Below are 15212 nucleotides of genomic sequence, written 5' to 3'. Positions count from 1 at the left end.
ACGGAATGCCCGAACTGCCTGTTACACGGCACTGCCCCTTGACAGCGGCGGCCGCTCAGGGTTCCTTATATCAGGAACCCTGACATCAGCTCGTCGAGGAGCCGCGATGACCGCAGTCGAAGAACGGCCGGCGATCCGGCCTGATGTGCCGCCCGGGCAGCTGTTCATCGGTGGGCGGCGGCAGGAGGCCGCCGACCGCTTCGACGCCGTCGATCCCGCCACCGGGCGGGTCCTCACTACGCTGGCCCGTGGTTCGGCCGCCGATGTGGATGCCGCCGTCGGGGCCGCGCGGGCGGCCTTCGAGGGCTGGGCCGCGACCTCCGGGCGGGAGCGGGCGCGGATCCTGCACCGCGTCGCCGATCTCGTGCGGGGGCACGCCGACGACCTCGTCGCCGTCGAAAGCGCCGATGTCGGCAAGCCCGTCTCGCTGTGCCGGACGGTCGATGTCGAAACCGTCGCCGAGCAGTACGAGTACTACTCCGCGCTCGCACAGGGCGTCGACGGTGCGACGCGGCAGATCCCGATCGCCTCCCACGCCTACACCCGCCGCGAGCCGCTCGGGGTCGTCGCCGCCGTCACGCCGTTCAACTTCCCGCTCGTGCTCTCCAGCTCGAAGATCGCGCCCGCGCTGGCCGCCGGGAACACCGTCGTGCACAAGCCCGCCGAGGACGCCTCGCTCAGCGCGCTGCTGATGGCCGAGATCCTCACCGAGGCCGGAGTGCCCGGCGGGGTGGTCAACGTCGTCACCGGGTTCGGGACCGAGATCGGCGACGCATTGGTCACCCACCCCGGCGTCGACAAGGTCGCCTTCACCGGCTCCACCGCCGTCGGCAGGCACGTCGCGCGCGTGGCCGGGGAGCGGCTCAAGCCGGTCACCCTCGAACTCGGCGGGAACGCCGCGCATCTCGTCTTCGACGACGCCGACGTCGAGCAGGCCGTCCACGCCGCGATCAAGGCGTTCGTCTTCAACACCGGCCAGTTCTGCATGGGCGGGCCGCGGCTGCTGGTCGCCGACGCGCTCCACGACACCATCCTGGACGCGCTCGCCGAAGCCGTCCCGCAGGTGCCGGTCGGCGATCCGTTCGATCCCGCGACCGTCGTCGGCCCGATGGCGGGCGAGCGGCACCGGGCGAAGGTGGAGCAGTACCTCGAGCAGGCGCGTGCCGACGGCGGCCGGATCGTCGCCGGGGGCGGGCGGCCCACGTTCGACGGCGATCTCGCGGGTGGCTTCTTCGTCCAGCCCACGGTGATCGCCGACCTGCCGTCCGGCTCGCGCGTGATCGGCGAGGAGATCTTCGGGCCCGTGCTGACCGTCCAGCGCTTCACCACCGAGGACGAAGCCGTCGCCCTGGCCAACAGCACGCCCTACGGCCTCGCCGCCGGGCTGCAGACCACCAACCTCGCCCGCGCGCACCGCGTCGCCGCGCGGCTGCAGGCCGGGATCGTCTGGGTCAACGACTGGGCGATGCTCGACCCCGCCATCCCCTTCGGCGGCGTCAAGGACTCCGGCTTCGGCCGCGAGTACGGCCCCGAATCGCTCGACGCCTACACGAAGACCAAGTCCGTCGTCGTCTCCCTCGCCTGACCCCGCCAGGAGAATCCCCATGCCCACCACCACCGCCGCCGTCGTGGAAGCCGCCGGTGCCGGGTTCACCCTCGGCGAAGTCGCGCTCGACGACCTGCGGGACGGCGAAGTCCGCGTCCGGATCGCCGCCACCGGCATCTGCCACACCGACCTCGGCGTCGCCGCCGGCGCCCTGCCGTTCCCGCTGCCGGGCGTGCTCGGCCACGAAGGCGCCGGGATCGTCGAGGAGGTCGGTGCCGCGGTCACCCGCGTCGCGCCCGGCGACCGCGTGCTGCTCAGCTACACCTCCTGCGGCGGCTGCGCGAACTGCCGCGACGGCCACCCCGCCTACTGCGCGACCTGGCTGCCCGCCAACCTGCTCGGCGGCAGGCGCCCGGACGGCACGTCCCCGATCTCCCGCGACGGCACCCCGCTCGGCGGGCACTTCTTCGGCCAGTCCAGCTTCGCCGGGCACGCGATCGCCGACGAACGCAGTGTCGTCAAGCTCGCCGCCGACGCGCCGCTGGACCTGCTCGCGCCGCTCGGCTGCGGCGTCATGACCGGCGCCGGTGCCGTGTGGAACGCCCTCGCCCCGCGGCCGGGCGCCACGCTGCTGGTCACCGGCGCGGGCGCGGTCGGGCTGTCCGCGGTCATGGCCGCCCGCCTGACGCCCGCGACGCGGATCGTCGCCGTCGACCGCGTCGCCGCGCGGCTCGGCCTCGCCCGGGAACTCGGCGCCACCGACACGATCGACACGACGACCCAGGATCTCGCCGGGACGATCGGCGAACTCACCGGCGGCCGGGGCGTCGACGGTGTCGTCGAGACCACCGGCAACGCCGAGGTCCTGCGGACGGCGATCGGCACGCTGGCCGCGCGCGGCACCGCGGTCGTCGTCGGCGCGCCGCCGTTCGGCACCGAGGTGCCCGTGGACGTCAACTTCCTGCTGCCCGGACGGCACGTCACCGGTCTCACCATGGGTGACGCGGAAATCCAGGCGCTGGTGCCGACGCTGGCCGGGCTCGTCGCCTCGGGCCGGTTCCCGCTGGCGAAACTGGTGACACACTACGAGTCCGGGCAGATCCAGCAGGCGGTCGACGACATGCTCGCCGGCCGGACGATCAAGCCGGTGCTGCGCTGGTGAAGGAGGCAACCGTGCCGCTCCCCGACTTCGGACTCGGCAGCTGGCCCGCGCGGCGGGCGCGGATCTCCCCGGACCGCACCGCGCTGGTCGAGCACGACCGCAGCCTCACCTACGCCGCGCTCGCCGCGCGGGTCGAGCGCCTCGCGGGCGCGCTGACCCGGCTCGGCGTGCGGCCGGGTGATCGGGTCGCCTACCTGGGCGTCAACGCCATCTCCGTGTTCGAGACGCTCTTCGCCACCGCCCGCTGCGGGGCGATCTTCGTGCCGCTCAACTACCGGCTCTCGGGCACGGAAATCCGGTACATGCTCGACGACAGCGGTGCCTCGGTCCTCGTGCACAGCCCGGACACCGAGGCCCTGGTGGCGGACCCGCTGCCCGAAAGCGTCCGGCACGTGCTTCGCACCGACGGCGCCTTCGAGACGGAGATCGCCGAAGCCGGGCCGTCGCCGGAAACCGAGGTGCGGCTGGAGGATCCGTGCCTGCTGCTCTACACCTCCGGCACCACCGGACGGCCGAAGGCGGCCGTGCTCACCCACGGCAACCTCACCTGGAACACCGTCAACCAGCTGGCGCACCTCGACGTCCTGGGCACCGACAAGGCGCTGTGCATCGCGCCGCTGTTCCACTGCGTCGGGCTCGGCCAGATCACGCTGCCGACGCTGTTCAAGGGCGGCAGCGTCGAGCCGGTGGCGAAGTTCGATCCGGGCACCATCCTCGCCCGGATCGGCGAAGCCGGGATCACCAGCTTCTCGGCCGTCCCGACGATGCTGGAAATGATGTGCCGCCACGAGTCCTGGGACCGCACCGACCTCAGCTCGCTGACGTGCGTGCTCTACGGCGGGTCGCCGGTGGCCGAGCGCGTCGCCCGCGCGTGGCTCGACCGCGGCGTGCAGCTGCTGCAGGGCTACGGCATGACCGAGGCCTCCCCGGGCGTGTCGATGGCGACTCACGAAGGCACGCCTGCCCACCCGGTGGCCGCCGGGGTGCCGCACTTCTTCACCGACGTCGCCGCCCTCGGCCCGGACCTGACACCGCAACCGCTCGGCGGCACGCCCGCCGAGCTGCTGGTGCGCGGGCCGAACGTCTTCGGCGGCTACTGGAACCGGCAGGCGGAGTCGGCGGCGAGTTTCGTCGACGGCGGCTGGTTCCGCACCGGCGACGTCGTGCGCGTCGACGAGGACGGCTGGGCGCACGTCGTCGACCGGGTCAAGGACATGATCATCTCCGGCGGGGAGAACGTCTACCCTGCCGAGATCGAGGCCGTCGCCGCCCGGCTCGACGAGGTCGACGCCTGTGCCGTGGTGGGCGTGCCCGACGAACGCTGGGGCGAGGTCGGCGCCGCGTTCGTCGTCCCGCGGCCCGGCGCGCGGCTGGACGCGGCCGCGTTCCGCGCGCACCTGGAGCAGCACCTGGCCCGCTACAAGATCCCGAAACACGTGCAGTTCACCGAGGCGCTGCCGCGCAACGCCACGGGCAAGATCCGGCGCGTCGAACTGCGCGCCCTGGCCGCCGAAACCTTCTCGAACGGACCCGCATGACCACCGCTTTCCTCCCCCATTCGCTGCGTCTGGAGCTGCAGGGCGACATCGCCGTGCTGCGGCTTTCGCGCCCGGAGAAGCGCAACGCGCTCGACGACGCCACCGTCCTCGGCCTCGAAGCGTTCTTCGGCTCGCCGCCGCCGGGGGTCAAGGCCGTCGTGCTCGCCGCGGACGGCGACCACTTCTCCGCCGGGCTCGACCTCAACGAGCTGACCGACCGCGACGCCTTCGAGGGCCTGGAGCACTCGATGATGTGGCACCGGGCGTTCGAGCGGATCGAACGCGGGAAGGTGCCGGTGGTCGCCGTGCTCAAGGGCGCGGTCGTCGGCGGCGGCCTGGAACTGGCGGCCGCCGCGCACATCCGCGTCGCCGAGTCCTCGGCGTTCTACGCCCTGCCGGAGGGCCAGCGCGGCCTGTTCGTCGGCGGTGGCGCGTCGGTGCGGGTGCCGCGGCTGATCGGCGCGCACCGGATGGCCGACATGATGCTCACCGGCCGAGTCCTCGACGCCGACGAGGGCCACGCGTTCGGGTTGTCGCACTACCGCGTCGAGAACGGCCTGGAGCACGCGCTCGGCCTGGCCCGCAAGATCGCGTCGAACTCGCCGGTCACCAACTTCGCCGTGCTGCAGGCGCTGCCGCGGATCGCCGAGGCCAACCCGGCCGAGGGCTACCTGCTGGAGGCGCTGATGGCCGCGGTCGCCGGCGGCAGCGCGGAGGCGAAGGAGCGGATGCAGGCGTTCCTGGAGAAGCGCGCGGGAAAGGTGGGCCGATGATCCTCTGGCCGGTCGCGCCCGACGCCCGCGAGACCACCGAGATCGGCCGGTACCTGGACTGGCTGGCCGCGCGCGGGCACGCCTTCGACGGCTATGCGGCGCTGCACCACTGGTCGGTGACCGACCTCGACGGCTTCTGGGCGTCGATCAAGGACTTCTTCGGCGTCCGCTTCCACACCCCGGCCACCGCGGTCGTGCCCGACCGGTCGATGCCCGGCACCCAGTGGTTTCCCGGCGCCACGCTCAACTACGCCGAGCACGCCCTCGGTGCCGGGCGCGACGACGACGTCGCCGTCATCGCCTACTCGCAGACCCGGGAGCGCACCGAGCTGACCTGGGCGCGGCTGCGCGACCAAGTCGCGCGGGCCCGCGCGGGACTGGCCCGGCTCGGTGTCGGGCGCGGCGACCGTGTGGTGGCCTACCTGCCGAACATCCCCGAGGCCGTGGTCGCCTACCTCGCGGCCGCGAGCCTCGGCGCGATCTGGGCGTCGTGCGCGCCCGAGTTCGGCGCCCGCTCGGTCGTCGACCGGTTCGGCCAGGTCGAGCCGCGCGTGCTGCTGACCGTCGCCGGGTACCGCTACGGCGCCAAGGACGTCGACCGCCGCGCCGAGGTCGCCGCGATCCGCGCGGGCCTGCCGACCGTCGAGCACGTCGTTCACGTTCCCTACGGCGGCCACGACCTGCCGCACACGCTCGCCTGGGACGACCTCCTCGCCGAGAGTGCACCGGGGTTCGAGCCGGTGCCCTTCGCGCATCCGCTGTGCGTGCTGTTCTCCTCCGGCACCACGGGCAAGCCGAAGGCGATCGTGCACGGCCACGGCGGCATCCTGCTGGAGCACCTCAAGAACCACGGCCTCAGCTGGGACCTGCGTGCCGGCGACCGGATCCTGTGGTTCTCCACCACCGCCTGGATGATGTGGAACGCGCTGGTGTCGGGGCTGCTGACCGGGGCGTCGATCGTGCTGGTCGACGGCAATCCGCTGCACCCGGACCTGGCGTGGCAGTGGCGCCTGGCCGCCGAGACCCGCGCGACGCTGATGGGCGCGAGCCCGGGTTTCCTGATGGCGTGCCGGAAGGCGGGGCTCGACCCGGCCGCCGAGCACGACCTGTCCGCGCTGCGCCAGCTCGGCGCCGCGGGCAGCCCGCTGCCCGCCGAGGGCTTCCACTGGGTGCGGGAGCGCTTTCCCGGCGTGCTGCTCAACGTCGGCAGCGGCGGCACCGACGTCTGCAGCGGGATCGTCCAGGGCAGCCCGCTGCAGCCGGTCCGCGCGGGCGAGATCTCCGGGCCCTGCCTCGGCGTGGACGCCAAGGCGTTCGACGAGCACGGCCGCGAGGTCGTCGGGGAACTGGGCGAGCTGGTGATCACCGCCCCGATGCCGTCGATGCCGGTCGGGTTCTGGGGCGACGAGGACGGGACGCGCTACCGCGAGACGTACTTCTCGACCTATCCCGGGGTGTGGCGGCACGGCGACTGGATCCGGTTCTCGCCCGACGGCAGCTGCGTCATCGCCGGGCGGTCGGACGCCACCCTCAACCGCGGTGGCGTGCGGCTGGGCACCGCCGAGTTCTACGCCGTGGTCGAGGAACTGCCGGAGATCGAGGACTCCCTCGTCGTGCACCTGGAGGACCCTGCGGGCGGCAACGGCGACCTGCGGCTGTTCGTGGTGCTGCGCGAAGGTGTCCAGCTCGACGACGCGCTGCGCGGCCGGATCGCTTCGGTGCTGCGCGGCGCGCTGTCGCCGCGGCACGTGCCGGACGTGATCACCGCCGTGCCGTCGATTCCCCGCAACCGCACCGGGAAGAAACTGGAGCTGCCGGTGAAGAAGCTGCTGCGCGGCGCCCGGCCGGACGACGTCGCCGCGCGCGACGTGCTGGCCGATCCGGCGTCGCTGGACCCGTTCGTCGCGCTCGCCGGGCGGACGGCATGACCGTCCGGATCACCTCGGCACCCGCGGCCCGCACGGCCGGGCCCGCCCGGATCACCACCGTCGCGGTCGTCGGCACCGGCGTCATCGGCGCGGGCTGGACGGCGTTGTTCCTCGCGCGCGGCCTCGACGTCGTCGCCACCGATCCCGCGCCCGGCGCCGAGGACCGGCTGCGCGCCGGCGTCGCCGCGCACTGGCCTGCGCTCGTCCGGCTCGGCCTCGCCGAAGGGGCTTCGCAGGACCGGCTGAGCTTCACCGCCGACGCCGGCGCGGCCGTGGCGGCGGCGGATTTCGTGCAGGAGAACGGGCCCGAGCGCGAAGACGTCAAGCACCGGCTGTTCGGGCTGCTCGACGAGGCCACCCGGCCCGAGGTGATCCTGGCCAGCAGTTCCTCCGGGCTGCTGCCGAGCGACATCGCCCGCGGCTGCCCGAAGCACCCCGAGCGCGTGGTGGTCGGGCACCCGTTCAACCCGCCGCACGTGATCCCGCTGGTGGAAGTCGTGCCGGGCCGGGAGACCTCGCCCGAGGTGGTCGACCGGGCAGTGGCGTTCTACACCGCCGTCGGCAAGCGGCCGATCCGGCTGCGCCACGAGGTGCCCGGCCACGTGGCGAACCGGCTGCAGGCGGCGCTGTGGCAGGAGGCGTACTCGCTCGTCGAACGCGGCATCGCCACGGTCGCCGACATCGACGCGGCGATCGCCAACGGGCCCGGCCTGCGCTGGGCCGTGCTCGGCCCGTTCGCCAACCAGCACCTCTCCGGCGGCGAAGGCGGGCTGGCGCACGTCCTGCGCCACCTCGGCCCGCCCACCGAGGCCTGGTGGCGCGACCTGCGCCGCGTCCACCTGACGCCGCACCTGGCCGAAACCCTCGTCGCCGGCGTCGACGCGGAGCTGGCCGGGACCGACCCGGCCAAGCTGGCCGCCGCGCGCGACGCCGTCCTCGACCGCCTGCTGGCCGCCAAGGCCGCCCAGCCCGACCTGCCCTGAGCACTGGAGTTTTCGTGGATCTCTCGTCACTGACCGCCATCGACGTCCACACCCACGTCGAACAGGACGGCCACGGCTGTTTCGCGCTCGACCAGGAACTGCTGGACGCGTCCGCGAAGTACTTCCGGGCCGGCCAGGACCGCACGCCGACGGTGACCGCGATCGCCGAGCACTACCGGGCCCGGAACATGGCCGCGGTCGTCTTCACCGTCGAGGCGCCTGCCGCGACCGGGCACCCGGCGCTGTCCAGCGAGGAGATCGCCGACGCGGCCGCGGAGCACGCGGACGTGCTGATCCCGTTCGGCTCGGTCGACCCGCACGCGGGCAAGGCCGCGGTGCTGCGCGCGCGGCGGCTGGTGACCGAGCACGGCGTGCGCGGCTTCAAGTTCCACCCGAGCCTGCAGGCGTTCGAGCCCAACGACGTCCGGTACTACCCGCTGTATGAGGCGATTGCCGAGCTGGGCGTGCCGGCGCTGTTCCACACCGGGCAGACCGGGATCGGCGCGGGCCTGCCCGGCGGGCACGGCATCAAGCTGCGGTACTCGAACCCGATGCTGCTCGACGACGTCGCCGCCGACTTCCCGGACCTGACGGTGATCCTGGCGCACCCGTCGGTGCCGTGGCAGGACGAGGCGATCTCGGTGGCCACGCACAAGGCGAACGTGTACATCGACCTGTCCGGCTGGTCGCCGAAGTACTTCCCGCCGCAGCTGGTCCGGGCGGCGAACACGCTGCTGAAGCGGAAAGTGCTGTTCGGCTCGGACTTCCCGGTGCTCACCCCGGACCGCTGGCTCGCCGACTTCGCCGAGCTGGACATCAAGGACGAGGTGCGCCCGCTGATCCTCAAGGACAACGCCGTCCGGGTACTCGGGCTGGCCTGACGTTTGTCCGGTCCGTCCCCGGGCATCCGCAGCCTTCGAGGACTCACGATCGGAGGGCCGTGTCGTGGCCGAGGGTGACGTGCACACCTATTTCGAGGACGGCTTGTGGAAGAACCGCGTCGAAGGCGGCAGCCGGGCGTCCAACACCTCCCCCCGCCGCGTGGACGCGGTGCTGGCCGGGCGGCAGATCGCGAAGAAACGCCACGGCGGCCACGTCGTCCACACCCCGGAGGGTGACATCGAGACCGAGCGGGACTACCGCCGCCCGGCGCGCTGAGGCCGCCGGGTGGGCCGAGCCTCTTCAGGGTGCCTTGGTGGGCTGAAAGGGACGTTCGTCTCATCCGGGGCAGCGAAAGGGCCTTTCCTTGCATCAGACGCCACGAATGGCCCTTTCAGCACACGCGATCGGGGCGCCCGGAAGTCCACCGAGTCCACTGTGGACCCGTCTCACCGGCGGCGGGACCGGCTCAGCACCGCCCAGACGGTCTTGCCGCCGGAGCGGGACCGGCTGCTCCCCCAGCGCTTCGCGACCTTGGTGACCATCCGCAGGCCGAGTCCCGCGTCGACCGGGTCGAGCCCTTCGCGCAGCACGGCCGAGCGCGGGCAGGCGTCGGCGACCTCGACCGTCAGCTTGCCGCCGCGGAGCTCCAGCCGCAGCCGGGGCGCCGAATCCGTGTGCCGCAACGCGTTTTCGACGAATTCGGTCGCGACCAGCTCGGCGTCCTCGGTCAGCTCGGGCACCATCCACTCGGCGCACATGCCGCGGACGAACCCGCGGGCCCGCGCCGAGGTGAGCGGCGACCGGTCGAGCACGCGCGACACGCGCTGCCGGGCCGGGCGGGCCAGCGCGGCTTCGGCCGTGTCGGGATCGGGGAACACCGGGACGCGGCGGTCCACCGCCTCCGCCGTCAGCACCGCCCGCTGCTCCGGACGCCCGGTCACCAGCGCGAACGGGATCGCCGGCCACTCGCCGACCCGCAGCGCGACCAGCGCGAACACCTTGGCCAGCGCGCGGTCGCGCAGTTCGAGGCGTTCGATGTCGACCAGCACACCGTCCTCGGAGTCGGCCGCGAACTCGAGCAGCCGGTCGCGCAGGTGCGGGTACGTCGTCCGGTCGAGCACGCCGACCACCGCCGCCCTCGCCGGCGCGCCGGGCCGCGGTACCAGGAGCACCGCATTGTGCCGGGCCAGCATCTCCGACCACCTCCTGGACTTCGATCACCGGTCGGATAGCCGGTCCCGAACCCGTCAAACACGGAGGTTTCCCCCGGACGGCGCCTCAGGCGGTCGGCATGCCGCCGCTGTCGGCGCCCTCCTCGTCGCTGTCGTCCGCGCGCGGTTCCTGGTCGTGGAAGGTCGGCTCGGTGTGCTCACCGCCGACGTCGGCGTCCTCCTGCTCGCTCGCCGCGGTCACCGGGTCGATTTCGGGCGTGCTCATCGCTTCCTCCGTTCGGGCGAAATCCGGGCGGACCGGCTGCCCGCGTAAGCCCGCTCCCGCAGGCCCGCCAGCCAGCCGGGGGCGAACTCCAGTCCGTCCGGGTGGTTCAGCATGGGATCGAACGACGGCGGGTCGCCGCCGATCTCCGTCAGCGTCAGGTCCGCGCTGTCGCACCACCGGCCGTCTTCGCGGCCGGTGCGCAGCACGAACCGCAGCGGGACACCCACCGCGTCGAGCGACGCCGGTGTCCGCGGTCCCGAAGCCCACGCCCCCAGCCAGACCAGCCGTCCGGCACGGCGGTAGGGCACGAGACTGCTGTACGCGCCGCTCGTCCACGACGCTGACGGCCGCGGCAGCATCCGGCCGAGGTGGCCGCTGCCCGCCGTCGTCAGCGTGAGGTCCCACGGCCCGCCGTCGCGGCCCGCGCCGGGGATCCGCACCGCCAGCCCGAGCGCGTCCGGCAGCCGCCCGGGTGTCCCGGCGCCCTTCGACAGCCGCGCGACGACGGAGACCGCCTCCGGCGGCCACGGCAGGTCGTCCGCGACGGCCCGGAGTTCGCCGCGCAGCACGACTCCGCCGGGGTGGAATGCCTTGGCGTGCCGCAATGCCGCCAGCCCGCGGAAACCCGCCGAGACCAGGCTCATGTGTACTTCCCTTCCGCCGGGGGTATTCCGGCGGTACCCGTCCGCAGCCCGGAGAAACCGAGGAGCCCGTCATCGCCACCGCGGTCCTGTTCGACGTCGACGGCACGCTCGTCGACTCCAACTACCTCCACGTCCACGCCTGGCGCCGGGCGTTCCACGAGCTGGGCCGGGACGTCGACTCCTGGCGCGTGCACCGGGCCATCGGGAAGGGGTCCGGCAAGCTGCTGGCCACCCTGCTCGGCGACGACGACGCCGAGCGCGTCGGCGACCGGGCCAAGGACCTGCACAGCCGCTTCTACCTGGAGGACGCCAAGCTGCTGCGGCCGTTCGACCGGGCCCCCGACCTGGTGCGCGAGCTGGCCGGGCGCGGCGTGCGTGTCGTGCTGGCGACCTCGGCCGGGCCGGACGAGCTGGACGTGCTGCGCAAGGTCCTCGACGTCGACGACGTCGTCGCGGGCATCGTGTCCGGCAAGGACGTCGAGGCCACGAAACCCGACCCGGAGCCGGTGTTCGCCGCGCTCGAGAAGGCGGGCACGGACCCGGAGGAGACGGTCTTCGTCGGCGACGCGGTCTGGGACGTCCACGCCGCCACGAAGGCCGGGGTGCGCACGGTCTCGGTGCTCTCCGGCGGGATCAGCGCTGGGGAACTGCGCGACGCGGGCGCCGTCGCGATCTACGACGACGCCGCGGCCCTGCTGGCCGGGCTGGACGGCAGCGTCCTGCTCAGCTGAGCTTGCGCGCGACCAGCCGTTCGACGACGCCGAGCTTGAACCGCTCGCGCCGCTCCACGCGCAGGCCGCGGGCCTCGACCAGCTTCAGCGGGCGGCGCCGGAAGTGCTCGCCGGCCAGCGGCACGCTGGCCAGTTCCAGCAGCCACTGCGCGCACCGCACCGGCCACGCCGACGACGCGACGTGGTCGACCAGGATCAGCCGCCCGCCGGGACGCAGCACCCGCACCATCTCCCCCACCGCCACCGCGGGATCCGGGATGGCACACAGGCCGAAGGTGCACACGACCGTGTCGAAGACGGCATCGGCGAACGGCAGCTCGTGCGCGCTGCCGCGGCACAGCGTCACCGGATGGCCGAGCCGCCGGGCCCGGTCGCGGGCGACGGCGAGCATCCCTTCGCTGAGGTCGAGGCCGGTGAGCGTCACCGCCGCGGGATACCACGGGAGGTTCAGCCCGGTCCCGGCCGCGACCTCCAGGACCTCGCCCGCCGCCTGCCCGCACGCCCACTCGCGCGAGTCGCCGAACAGGCGGCGGTCCCAGAAGCCCATCTCCGCGTCGTAGCCGGGGGACTTGCGGTCCCAGTACCGGCGCCACCGCTGCGCCTTCGTCATGTCCCCCAGCGAACCACGGACCGCTCAGCTCGCATACGTCCCGGCCTCGTACGCACCGCCCTTCTGGTGGACGATCACCGCGAGCCGGTTGGCCGAGTTCATCTGCGCGACCAGGGCGACGAGTGCGGCGGTCTGGTCGCCGTCGTAGTGCTTGCGGACCCGGGCCCAGGTGTCGTCGGAGACGCCGGGACGGCCGTCGGCGATCCGGGTGCCCTCCTCGGCCAGCGCCAGCGCCGCCTGCTCGGCCTCGGTGAACACCGTGGCCTCGCGCCACGCGGCGACCAGGTTGATGCGGACCGCCGGCTCGCCCGCGGCGGCCAGTTCCTTCGTGTGGACGTCGACACACCAGCCACAGCCGTTGATCTGGCTGACACGCAGCGAGACCTGTTCCCGGACGACCTTCGGCAGCGGCGACTGGACGATCGCCAGGCTCGCGGTGCCGAACCGCTTCGCGAACCGGGCGCCGATCTCGTTGTCGGTCAGGGTGAAACGGGGTTCCATGATCGGTTCCTCACTCGTGGTGTGCTCACTGACGACCACGAGATGCCGGGCGCCCCGCCGCCCGTGACACCGCCGGGCCGTGACGGCCGTCACCCCGCCGGCGGTGTCACGCGGCGGCCGTTTCCGGCATCTGGAGGGAAACTCCGCGCGACCCGGATTGGGACCACCATGGCCGACCCCGCCACCGAGGCGTTCCTCGCCCATCGCCCGCTGCTGTTCACCGTCGCCTACCAGCTGCTCGGCTCGGCCACCGACGCCGAGGACGTCCTGCAGGAGACGTGGCTGCGCTGGGCGGGCGTGGACCTGGCCGCCGTGCGGGACCAGCGCGCGTACCTGGTCCGGGTCACCACCAGCCAGGCCCTGATGCGGCTGCGGGCACTGGGCAGGCGCAAGGAGTCCTACGTCGGCCCGTGGCTGCCCGAGCCGCTGCTGACCACGCCCGACGTCGCCGAGGACGTCGAGCTGGCCGACAGCGTGTCGATGGCGATGCTGCTGGTGCTGGAAACGCTCACCCCGGCCGAGCGGGCGGTGTTCGTGCTGCGCGAGGTGTTCGACCTCGGCTACGGCGAGATCGCCGAGGCCGTCGGGAAGACCCCGCCCGCGGTCCGCCAGCTCGCCCACCGGGCCCGGTCCCACGTCGCGGCGCGCCGCCCGCGCGGGACGGCTTCGCCGTCGGCGGCCCGGGACGCCCTGGAGGCGTTCCGGCACGCCGTCGAGACCGGCGACCTGCAGGCACTCCTGGACGTCCTGGCCCCGGACGTCGTGTTCCTGGGCGACGGCGGCGGCGTCGTGCAGGCCCTGCCGCAGCCGGTCACCGGGGCGGCCGAGGTGGCGCACGTGCTGACCGCGGGCCTGGCCACGCTCGCCACCGGGTCGCTGCACGTGGCCGACGTGAACGGCCACCCGGCGCTGCTCTTCCGGCGTGACGGCGAGATCGACACGGTGCTGGCGGTCCGGCTCGACGACGGGCTCGTCACCGGCCTGTACGCCGTGCGCAATCCCGAGAAGCTGTCGCGGCTGGAGCGGGAGACGACGCTGCGGCGGTGAACGCCGTCTCCCCGCGGCGCGTCACTCGGTGGCGGCCGCCGCGGCGATGATCACCTCGGCCACGACCTCCGGCTGGGACACCGCTACCGCGTGCGAGGCGTCGATCCGCCGGACCGTCGACTTCGCGCGCTCGGCCATGAACTCCTGCGCCGCGGCCGGGATCGCGTTGTCCTGCGTGGCGACCAGCGTCCACGAGGGCAGCTTCGCCCACGCCGGGGTGCCTTCGAACGGCGCGGCCAGCGCCTGCTGCGCGACCGGCCGCTGGGTGACGGCCATGACCGCGGCGGTGGCGGCGGGCACGTCGGCGGCGAAGACCTCGGCGAAGTCGGCCGGCTTGATCGACAGCTCCGGCTCGCCGTCGTGCTCCAGGACGTTCGTGGTGTCCGGGCCGAGCTTCGCGCCCGGGTAGCGGCCGGACAGCTCGAACACGCTCTCCCCCGCTTCGGGCTGGAAGGCGGCGATGTAGACCAGGGCGCGGACGTTCGGCGTCTCGGTGGCGGCCCGGGTGATCAGGGCGCCGCCGTAAGAGTGGCCGGCCAGCACGACCGGGCCGGGGACGGCGTTGACGACGTCCGCGACGTAGGCCGCGTCGGACTCGACACCGCGCAGCGGGTTCGCCACCGCGACGACCGGATAGCCGTCCTGCTGCAGCTTCGTCACGACGCCGGTCCAGCTCGACGAGTCGGCGAATGCGCCGTGGACCAGGACGACGGTGGGCTTGCTCATGCTGGGCTCCTCAGGGAGAACGATCGGTCTTTCTGCCGACTACTCTGGACCTCCGGGCAGCCGTTGGCAATGTGACGAAGCCGATCTGGCAGAACGATCGGTCTTTCTCTAAGCTGGCGGGATGAGGACTGCCGAGATGCACCCGAAGGACCGGCTGCTCGCGACCGCTTCCCGGCTCTTCTACGCCGAAGGCATCCACGCGGTGGGGGTGGAACGCCTGGTCTCCGAGGCGGCCGTGACCCGCGCGACCTTCTACCGCCACTACCCCACCAAGGACGACCTGGTCGCGGCCTACCTGGCCGAGACGAGCCGCCTGATCCGCGCGGCCGTCGACGCGGCGCGGGCGGGCAAGCCCCCGCGGGAAGCGCTGATCGCGACCCTGGGCGTCGTCGGCGACGCGACCTGCGGCGAGGACTTCCGGGGCTGCCAGTTCCTCAACGCGGCCGCGGAGTTCCCGGACCCGCGGCACCCGGTCCGGAAGGTGATCGACGACCACCGCGAGTGGTTCTTCGGCGTGCTGCGCGAGCAGGCGGCCGCCCTCGGCCACCCGGATCCGGACCACGCGGCCCGCGTCCTGGTCCTGCTGCGCGACGGCGCCCTGCACGGCGGCGAACTCGACGACGCCGAGACGGTACGCGCGACGCTGCGCCAAGCCGTCGAAGATCTGCTGCCGTCCTGACTTTCACCTGCGCAAACCCGGCGAA

The 15212-nt window shown here is 73.3% G+C and carries 17 protein-coding genes; 11 read left to right on the top strand and 6 right to left on the bottom strand.

Going from position 1 to position 15212, the window contains the following annotated elements:
• Positions 1 to 106 precede the first annotated feature (106 nt).
• The 8 genes from ABJI51_RS11520 (at position 107) to ABJI51_RS11485 (ending at position 9088) form a co-directional block, all read left to right on the top strand.
• Positions 107 to 1585, top strand: a complete 1479-nt coding sequence (locus ABJI51_RS11520) for an aldehyde dehydrogenase family protein (RefSeq protein ID WP_348949984.1) — start codon at positions 107 to 109, stop codon at positions 1583 to 1585.
• A gap of 19 nt (positions 1586 to 1604) precedes the next feature.
• The gene (locus ABJI51_RS11515) at positions 1605 to 2708 is read left to right on the top strand and encodes an NAD(P)-dependent alcohol dehydrogenase (protein ID WP_348949982.1); all 1104 of its coding nucleotides are present in this window, start codon (positions 1605 to 1607) and stop codon (positions 2706 to 2708) included.
• Positions 2709 to 2719: 11 nt separating this feature from the next.
• Positions 2720 to 4246 carry an acyl-CoA synthetase gene (locus tag ABJI51_RS11510; RefSeq protein WP_348949980.1) on the top strand — a complete coding sequence of 509 codons (1527 nt, stop codon included), beginning with the start codon at positions 2720 to 2722 and terminating at the stop codon, positions 4244 to 4246.
• On the top strand, positions 4243 to 5019 hold the full coding sequence (locus ABJI51_RS11505) for a crotonase/enoyl-CoA hydratase family protein (protein WP_348949978.1): 777 nt from the start codon (positions 4243 to 4245) through the stop codon (positions 5017 to 5019). The genes ABJI51_RS11510 and ABJI51_RS11505 overlap by 4 nt, the downstream gene beginning before the upstream one ends.
• Positions 5016 to 6947 carry an acetoacetate--CoA ligase gene (locus ABJI51_RS11500; protein ID WP_348949977.1) on the top strand — a complete coding sequence of 644 codons (1932 nt, stop codon included), beginning with the start codon at positions 5016 to 5018 and terminating at the stop codon, positions 6945 to 6947. The genes ABJI51_RS11505 and ABJI51_RS11500 overlap by 4 nt, the downstream gene beginning before the upstream one ends.
• Entirely contained in the window at positions 6944 to 7930 is a 987-nt protein-coding gene (locus tag ABJI51_RS11495) for a 3-hydroxyacyl-CoA dehydrogenase NAD-binding domain-containing protein (protein WP_348949975.1), read from the top strand. Before ABJI51_RS11500 ends, ABJI51_RS11495 begins: the two co-directional genes overlap by 4 nt.
• Before the next feature lie 14 nt (positions 7931 to 7944).
• Positions 7945 to 8811 (top strand): 4-hydroxyphenyl-beta-ketoacyl-CoA hydrolase, encoded by an 867-nt coding sequence (gene couO / locus ABJI51_RS11490; RefSeq protein ID WP_348949974.1) that lies wholly within the window; start codon positions 7945 to 7947, stop codon positions 8809 to 8811.
• A gap of 64 nt (positions 8812 to 8875) precedes the next feature.
• Positions 8876 to 9088 carry a DUF2188 domain-containing protein gene (locus tag ABJI51_RS11485; protein WP_348949972.1) on the top strand — a complete coding sequence of 71 codons (213 nt, stop codon included), beginning with the start codon at positions 8876 to 8878 and terminating at the stop codon, positions 9086 to 9088.
• Between the two features lie 170 nt (positions 9089 to 9258).
• On the opposite strand, the gene ABJI51_RS11480 is transcribed toward ABJI51_RS11485, so the two are convergent.
• The 3 genes from ABJI51_RS11480 to ABJI51_RS11470 all read right to left on the bottom strand — a co-directional run bounded on the left by ABJI51_RS11480 (position 9259) and on the right by ABJI51_RS11470 (position 10893).
• A complete protein-coding gene (locus tag ABJI51_RS11480) occupies positions 9259 to 10005 on the bottom strand; it encodes an ATP-binding protein (RefSeq protein WP_348949970.1) in 747 nt (248 codons plus the stop codon).
• An 85-nt stretch (positions 10006 to 10090) separates the two neighbouring features.
• Positions 10091 to 10249, bottom strand: coding sequence for a hypothetical protein (locus ABJI51_RS11475; RefSeq protein WP_348949968.1), 159 nt, complete (start codon positions 10247 to 10249; stop codon positions 10091 to 10093).
• Positions 10246 to 10893: a hypothetical protein gene (locus ABJI51_RS11470; protein WP_348949967.1), complete on the bottom strand. Its 648-nt coding sequence runs from the start codon at positions 10891 to 10893 to the stop codon at positions 10246 to 10248. Before ABJI51_RS11470 ends, ABJI51_RS11475 begins: the two co-directional genes overlap by 4 nt.
• On the opposite strand from ABJI51_RS11470, the gene ABJI51_RS11465 reads away from it, so the two are divergent.
• The gene (locus ABJI51_RS11465) at positions 10854 to 11624 is read left to right on the top strand and encodes an HAD family hydrolase (RefSeq protein ID WP_348949965.1); all 771 of its coding nucleotides are present in this window, start codon (positions 10854 to 10856) and stop codon (positions 11622 to 11624) included. The genes ABJI51_RS11470 and ABJI51_RS11465 overlap by 40 nt on opposite strands.
• Here the strand turns inward: ABJI51_RS11465 and ABJI51_RS11460 are convergent.
• Together ABJI51_RS11460 and ABJI51_RS11455 are read right to left on the bottom strand one after the other, a co-directional pair.
• Positions 11617 to 12234 (bottom strand): class I SAM-dependent methyltransferase, encoded by a 618-nt coding sequence (locus tag ABJI51_RS11460; RefSeq protein WP_348949963.1) that lies wholly within the window; start codon positions 12232 to 12234, stop codon positions 11617 to 11619. The two genes, ABJI51_RS11465 and ABJI51_RS11460, sit on opposite strands and share 8 nt — an antisense overlap.
• Before the next feature lie 24 nt (positions 12235 to 12258).
• The gene (locus ABJI51_RS11455; protein ID WP_348949961.1) at positions 12259 to 12735 is read right to left on the bottom strand and encodes a carboxymuconolactone decarboxylase family protein; all 477 of its coding nucleotides are present in this window, start codon (positions 12733 to 12735) and stop codon (positions 12259 to 12261) included.
• Between the two features lie 168 nt (positions 12736 to 12903).
• On the opposite strand from ABJI51_RS11455, the gene ABJI51_RS11450 reads away from it, so the two are divergent.
• Positions 12904 to 13782: an RNA polymerase sigma-70 factor gene (locus ABJI51_RS11450; RefSeq protein ID WP_348949959.1), complete on the top strand. Its 879-nt coding sequence runs from the start codon at positions 12904 to 12906 to the stop codon at positions 13780 to 13782.
• Between the two features lie 21 nt (positions 13783 to 13803).
• On the opposite strand, the gene ABJI51_RS11445 is transcribed toward ABJI51_RS11450, so the two are convergent.
• Complete coding sequence (locus ABJI51_RS11445; protein ID WP_348949957.1) at positions 13804 to 14508, bottom strand: alpha/beta fold hydrolase; 705 nt, start codon at positions 14506 to 14508, stop codon at positions 13804 to 13806.
• A gap of 121 nt (positions 14509 to 14629) precedes the next feature.
• Between ABJI51_RS11445 and ABJI51_RS11440 the strand changes: the two genes are divergently transcribed.
• A complete protein-coding gene (locus ABJI51_RS11440) occupies positions 14630 to 15187 on the top strand; it encodes a TetR/AcrR family transcriptional regulator (protein WP_348949956.1) in 558 nt (185 codons plus the stop codon).
• Positions 15188 to 15212: the final 25 nt, after the last annotated feature.

The organism is Amycolatopsis melonis, assembly GCF_040064235.1.
Taxonomy (GTDB): Bacteria; Actinomycetota; Actinomycetes; order Mycobacteriales; family Pseudonocardiaceae; genus Amycolatopsis; species Amycolatopsis melonis.
Note: the sequence above shows the minus strand (reverse complement) of the source record. Positions and strands in the feature narration are given on the sequence as shown.

Bases quoted from the DNA above. Each gene is read 5' to 3' on its own strand.
- ABJI51_RS11495 (WP_348949975.1), top strand. From the start codon at position 6,944: ATGACCGTCCGGATCACCTCGGCACCCGCGGCCCGCACGGCCGGGCCC.
- ABJI51_RS11475 (WP_348949968.1), bottom strand. From the start codon at position 10,249: ATGAGCACGCCCGAAATCGACCCGGTGACCGCGGCGAGCGAGCAGGAG.
- ABJI51_RS11445 (WP_348949957.1), bottom strand. From the start codon at position 14,508: ATGAGCAAGCCCACCGTCGTCCTGGTCCACGGCGCATTCGCCGACTCG.
- ABJI51_RS11460 (WP_348949963.1), bottom strand. From the start codon at position 12,234: ATGACGAAGGCGCAGCGGTGGCGCCGGTACTGGGACCGCAAGTCCCCC.
- ABJI51_RS11480 (WP_348949970.1), bottom strand. From the start codon at position 10,005: ATGCTGGCCCGGCACAATGCGGTGCTCCTGGTACCGCGGCCCGGCGCG.
- ABJI51_RS11455 (WP_348949961.1), bottom strand. From the start codon at position 12,735: ATGGAACCCCGTTTCACCCTGACCGACAACGAGATCGGCGCCCGGTTC.
- ABJI51_RS11515 (WP_348949982.1), top strand. From the start codon at position 1,605: ATGCCCACCACCACCGCCGCCGTCGTGGAAGCCGCCGGTGCCGGGTTC.
- ABJI51_RS11450 (WP_348949959.1), top strand. From the start codon at position 12,904: ATGGCCGACCCCGCCACCGAGGCGTTCCTCGCCCATCGCCCGCTGCTG.
- ABJI51_RS11465 (WP_348949965.1), top strand. From the start codon at position 10,854: ATGCCGCCAGCCCGCGGAAACCCGCCGAGACCAGGCTCATGTGTACTT.
- ABJI51_RS11520 (WP_348949984.1), top strand. From the start codon at position 107: ATGACCGCAGTCGAAGAACGGCCGGCGATCCGGCCTGATGTGCCGCCC.
- ABJI51_RS11470 (WP_348949967.1), bottom strand. From the start codon at position 10,893: ATGAGCCTGGTCTCGGCGGGTTTCCGCGGGCTGGCGGCATTGCGGCAC.
- ABJI51_RS11505 (WP_348949978.1), top strand. From the start codon at position 4,243: ATGACCACCGCTTTCCTCCCCCATTCGCTGCGTCTGGAGCTGCAGGGC.
- ABJI51_RS11440 (WP_348949956.1), top strand. From the start codon at position 14,630: ATGAGGACTGCCGAGATGCACCCGAAGGACCGGCTGCTCGCGACCGCT.
- ABJI51_RS11500 (WP_348949977.1), top strand. From the start codon at position 5,016: ATGATCCTCTGGCCGGTCGCGCCCGACGCCCGCGAGACCACCGAGATC.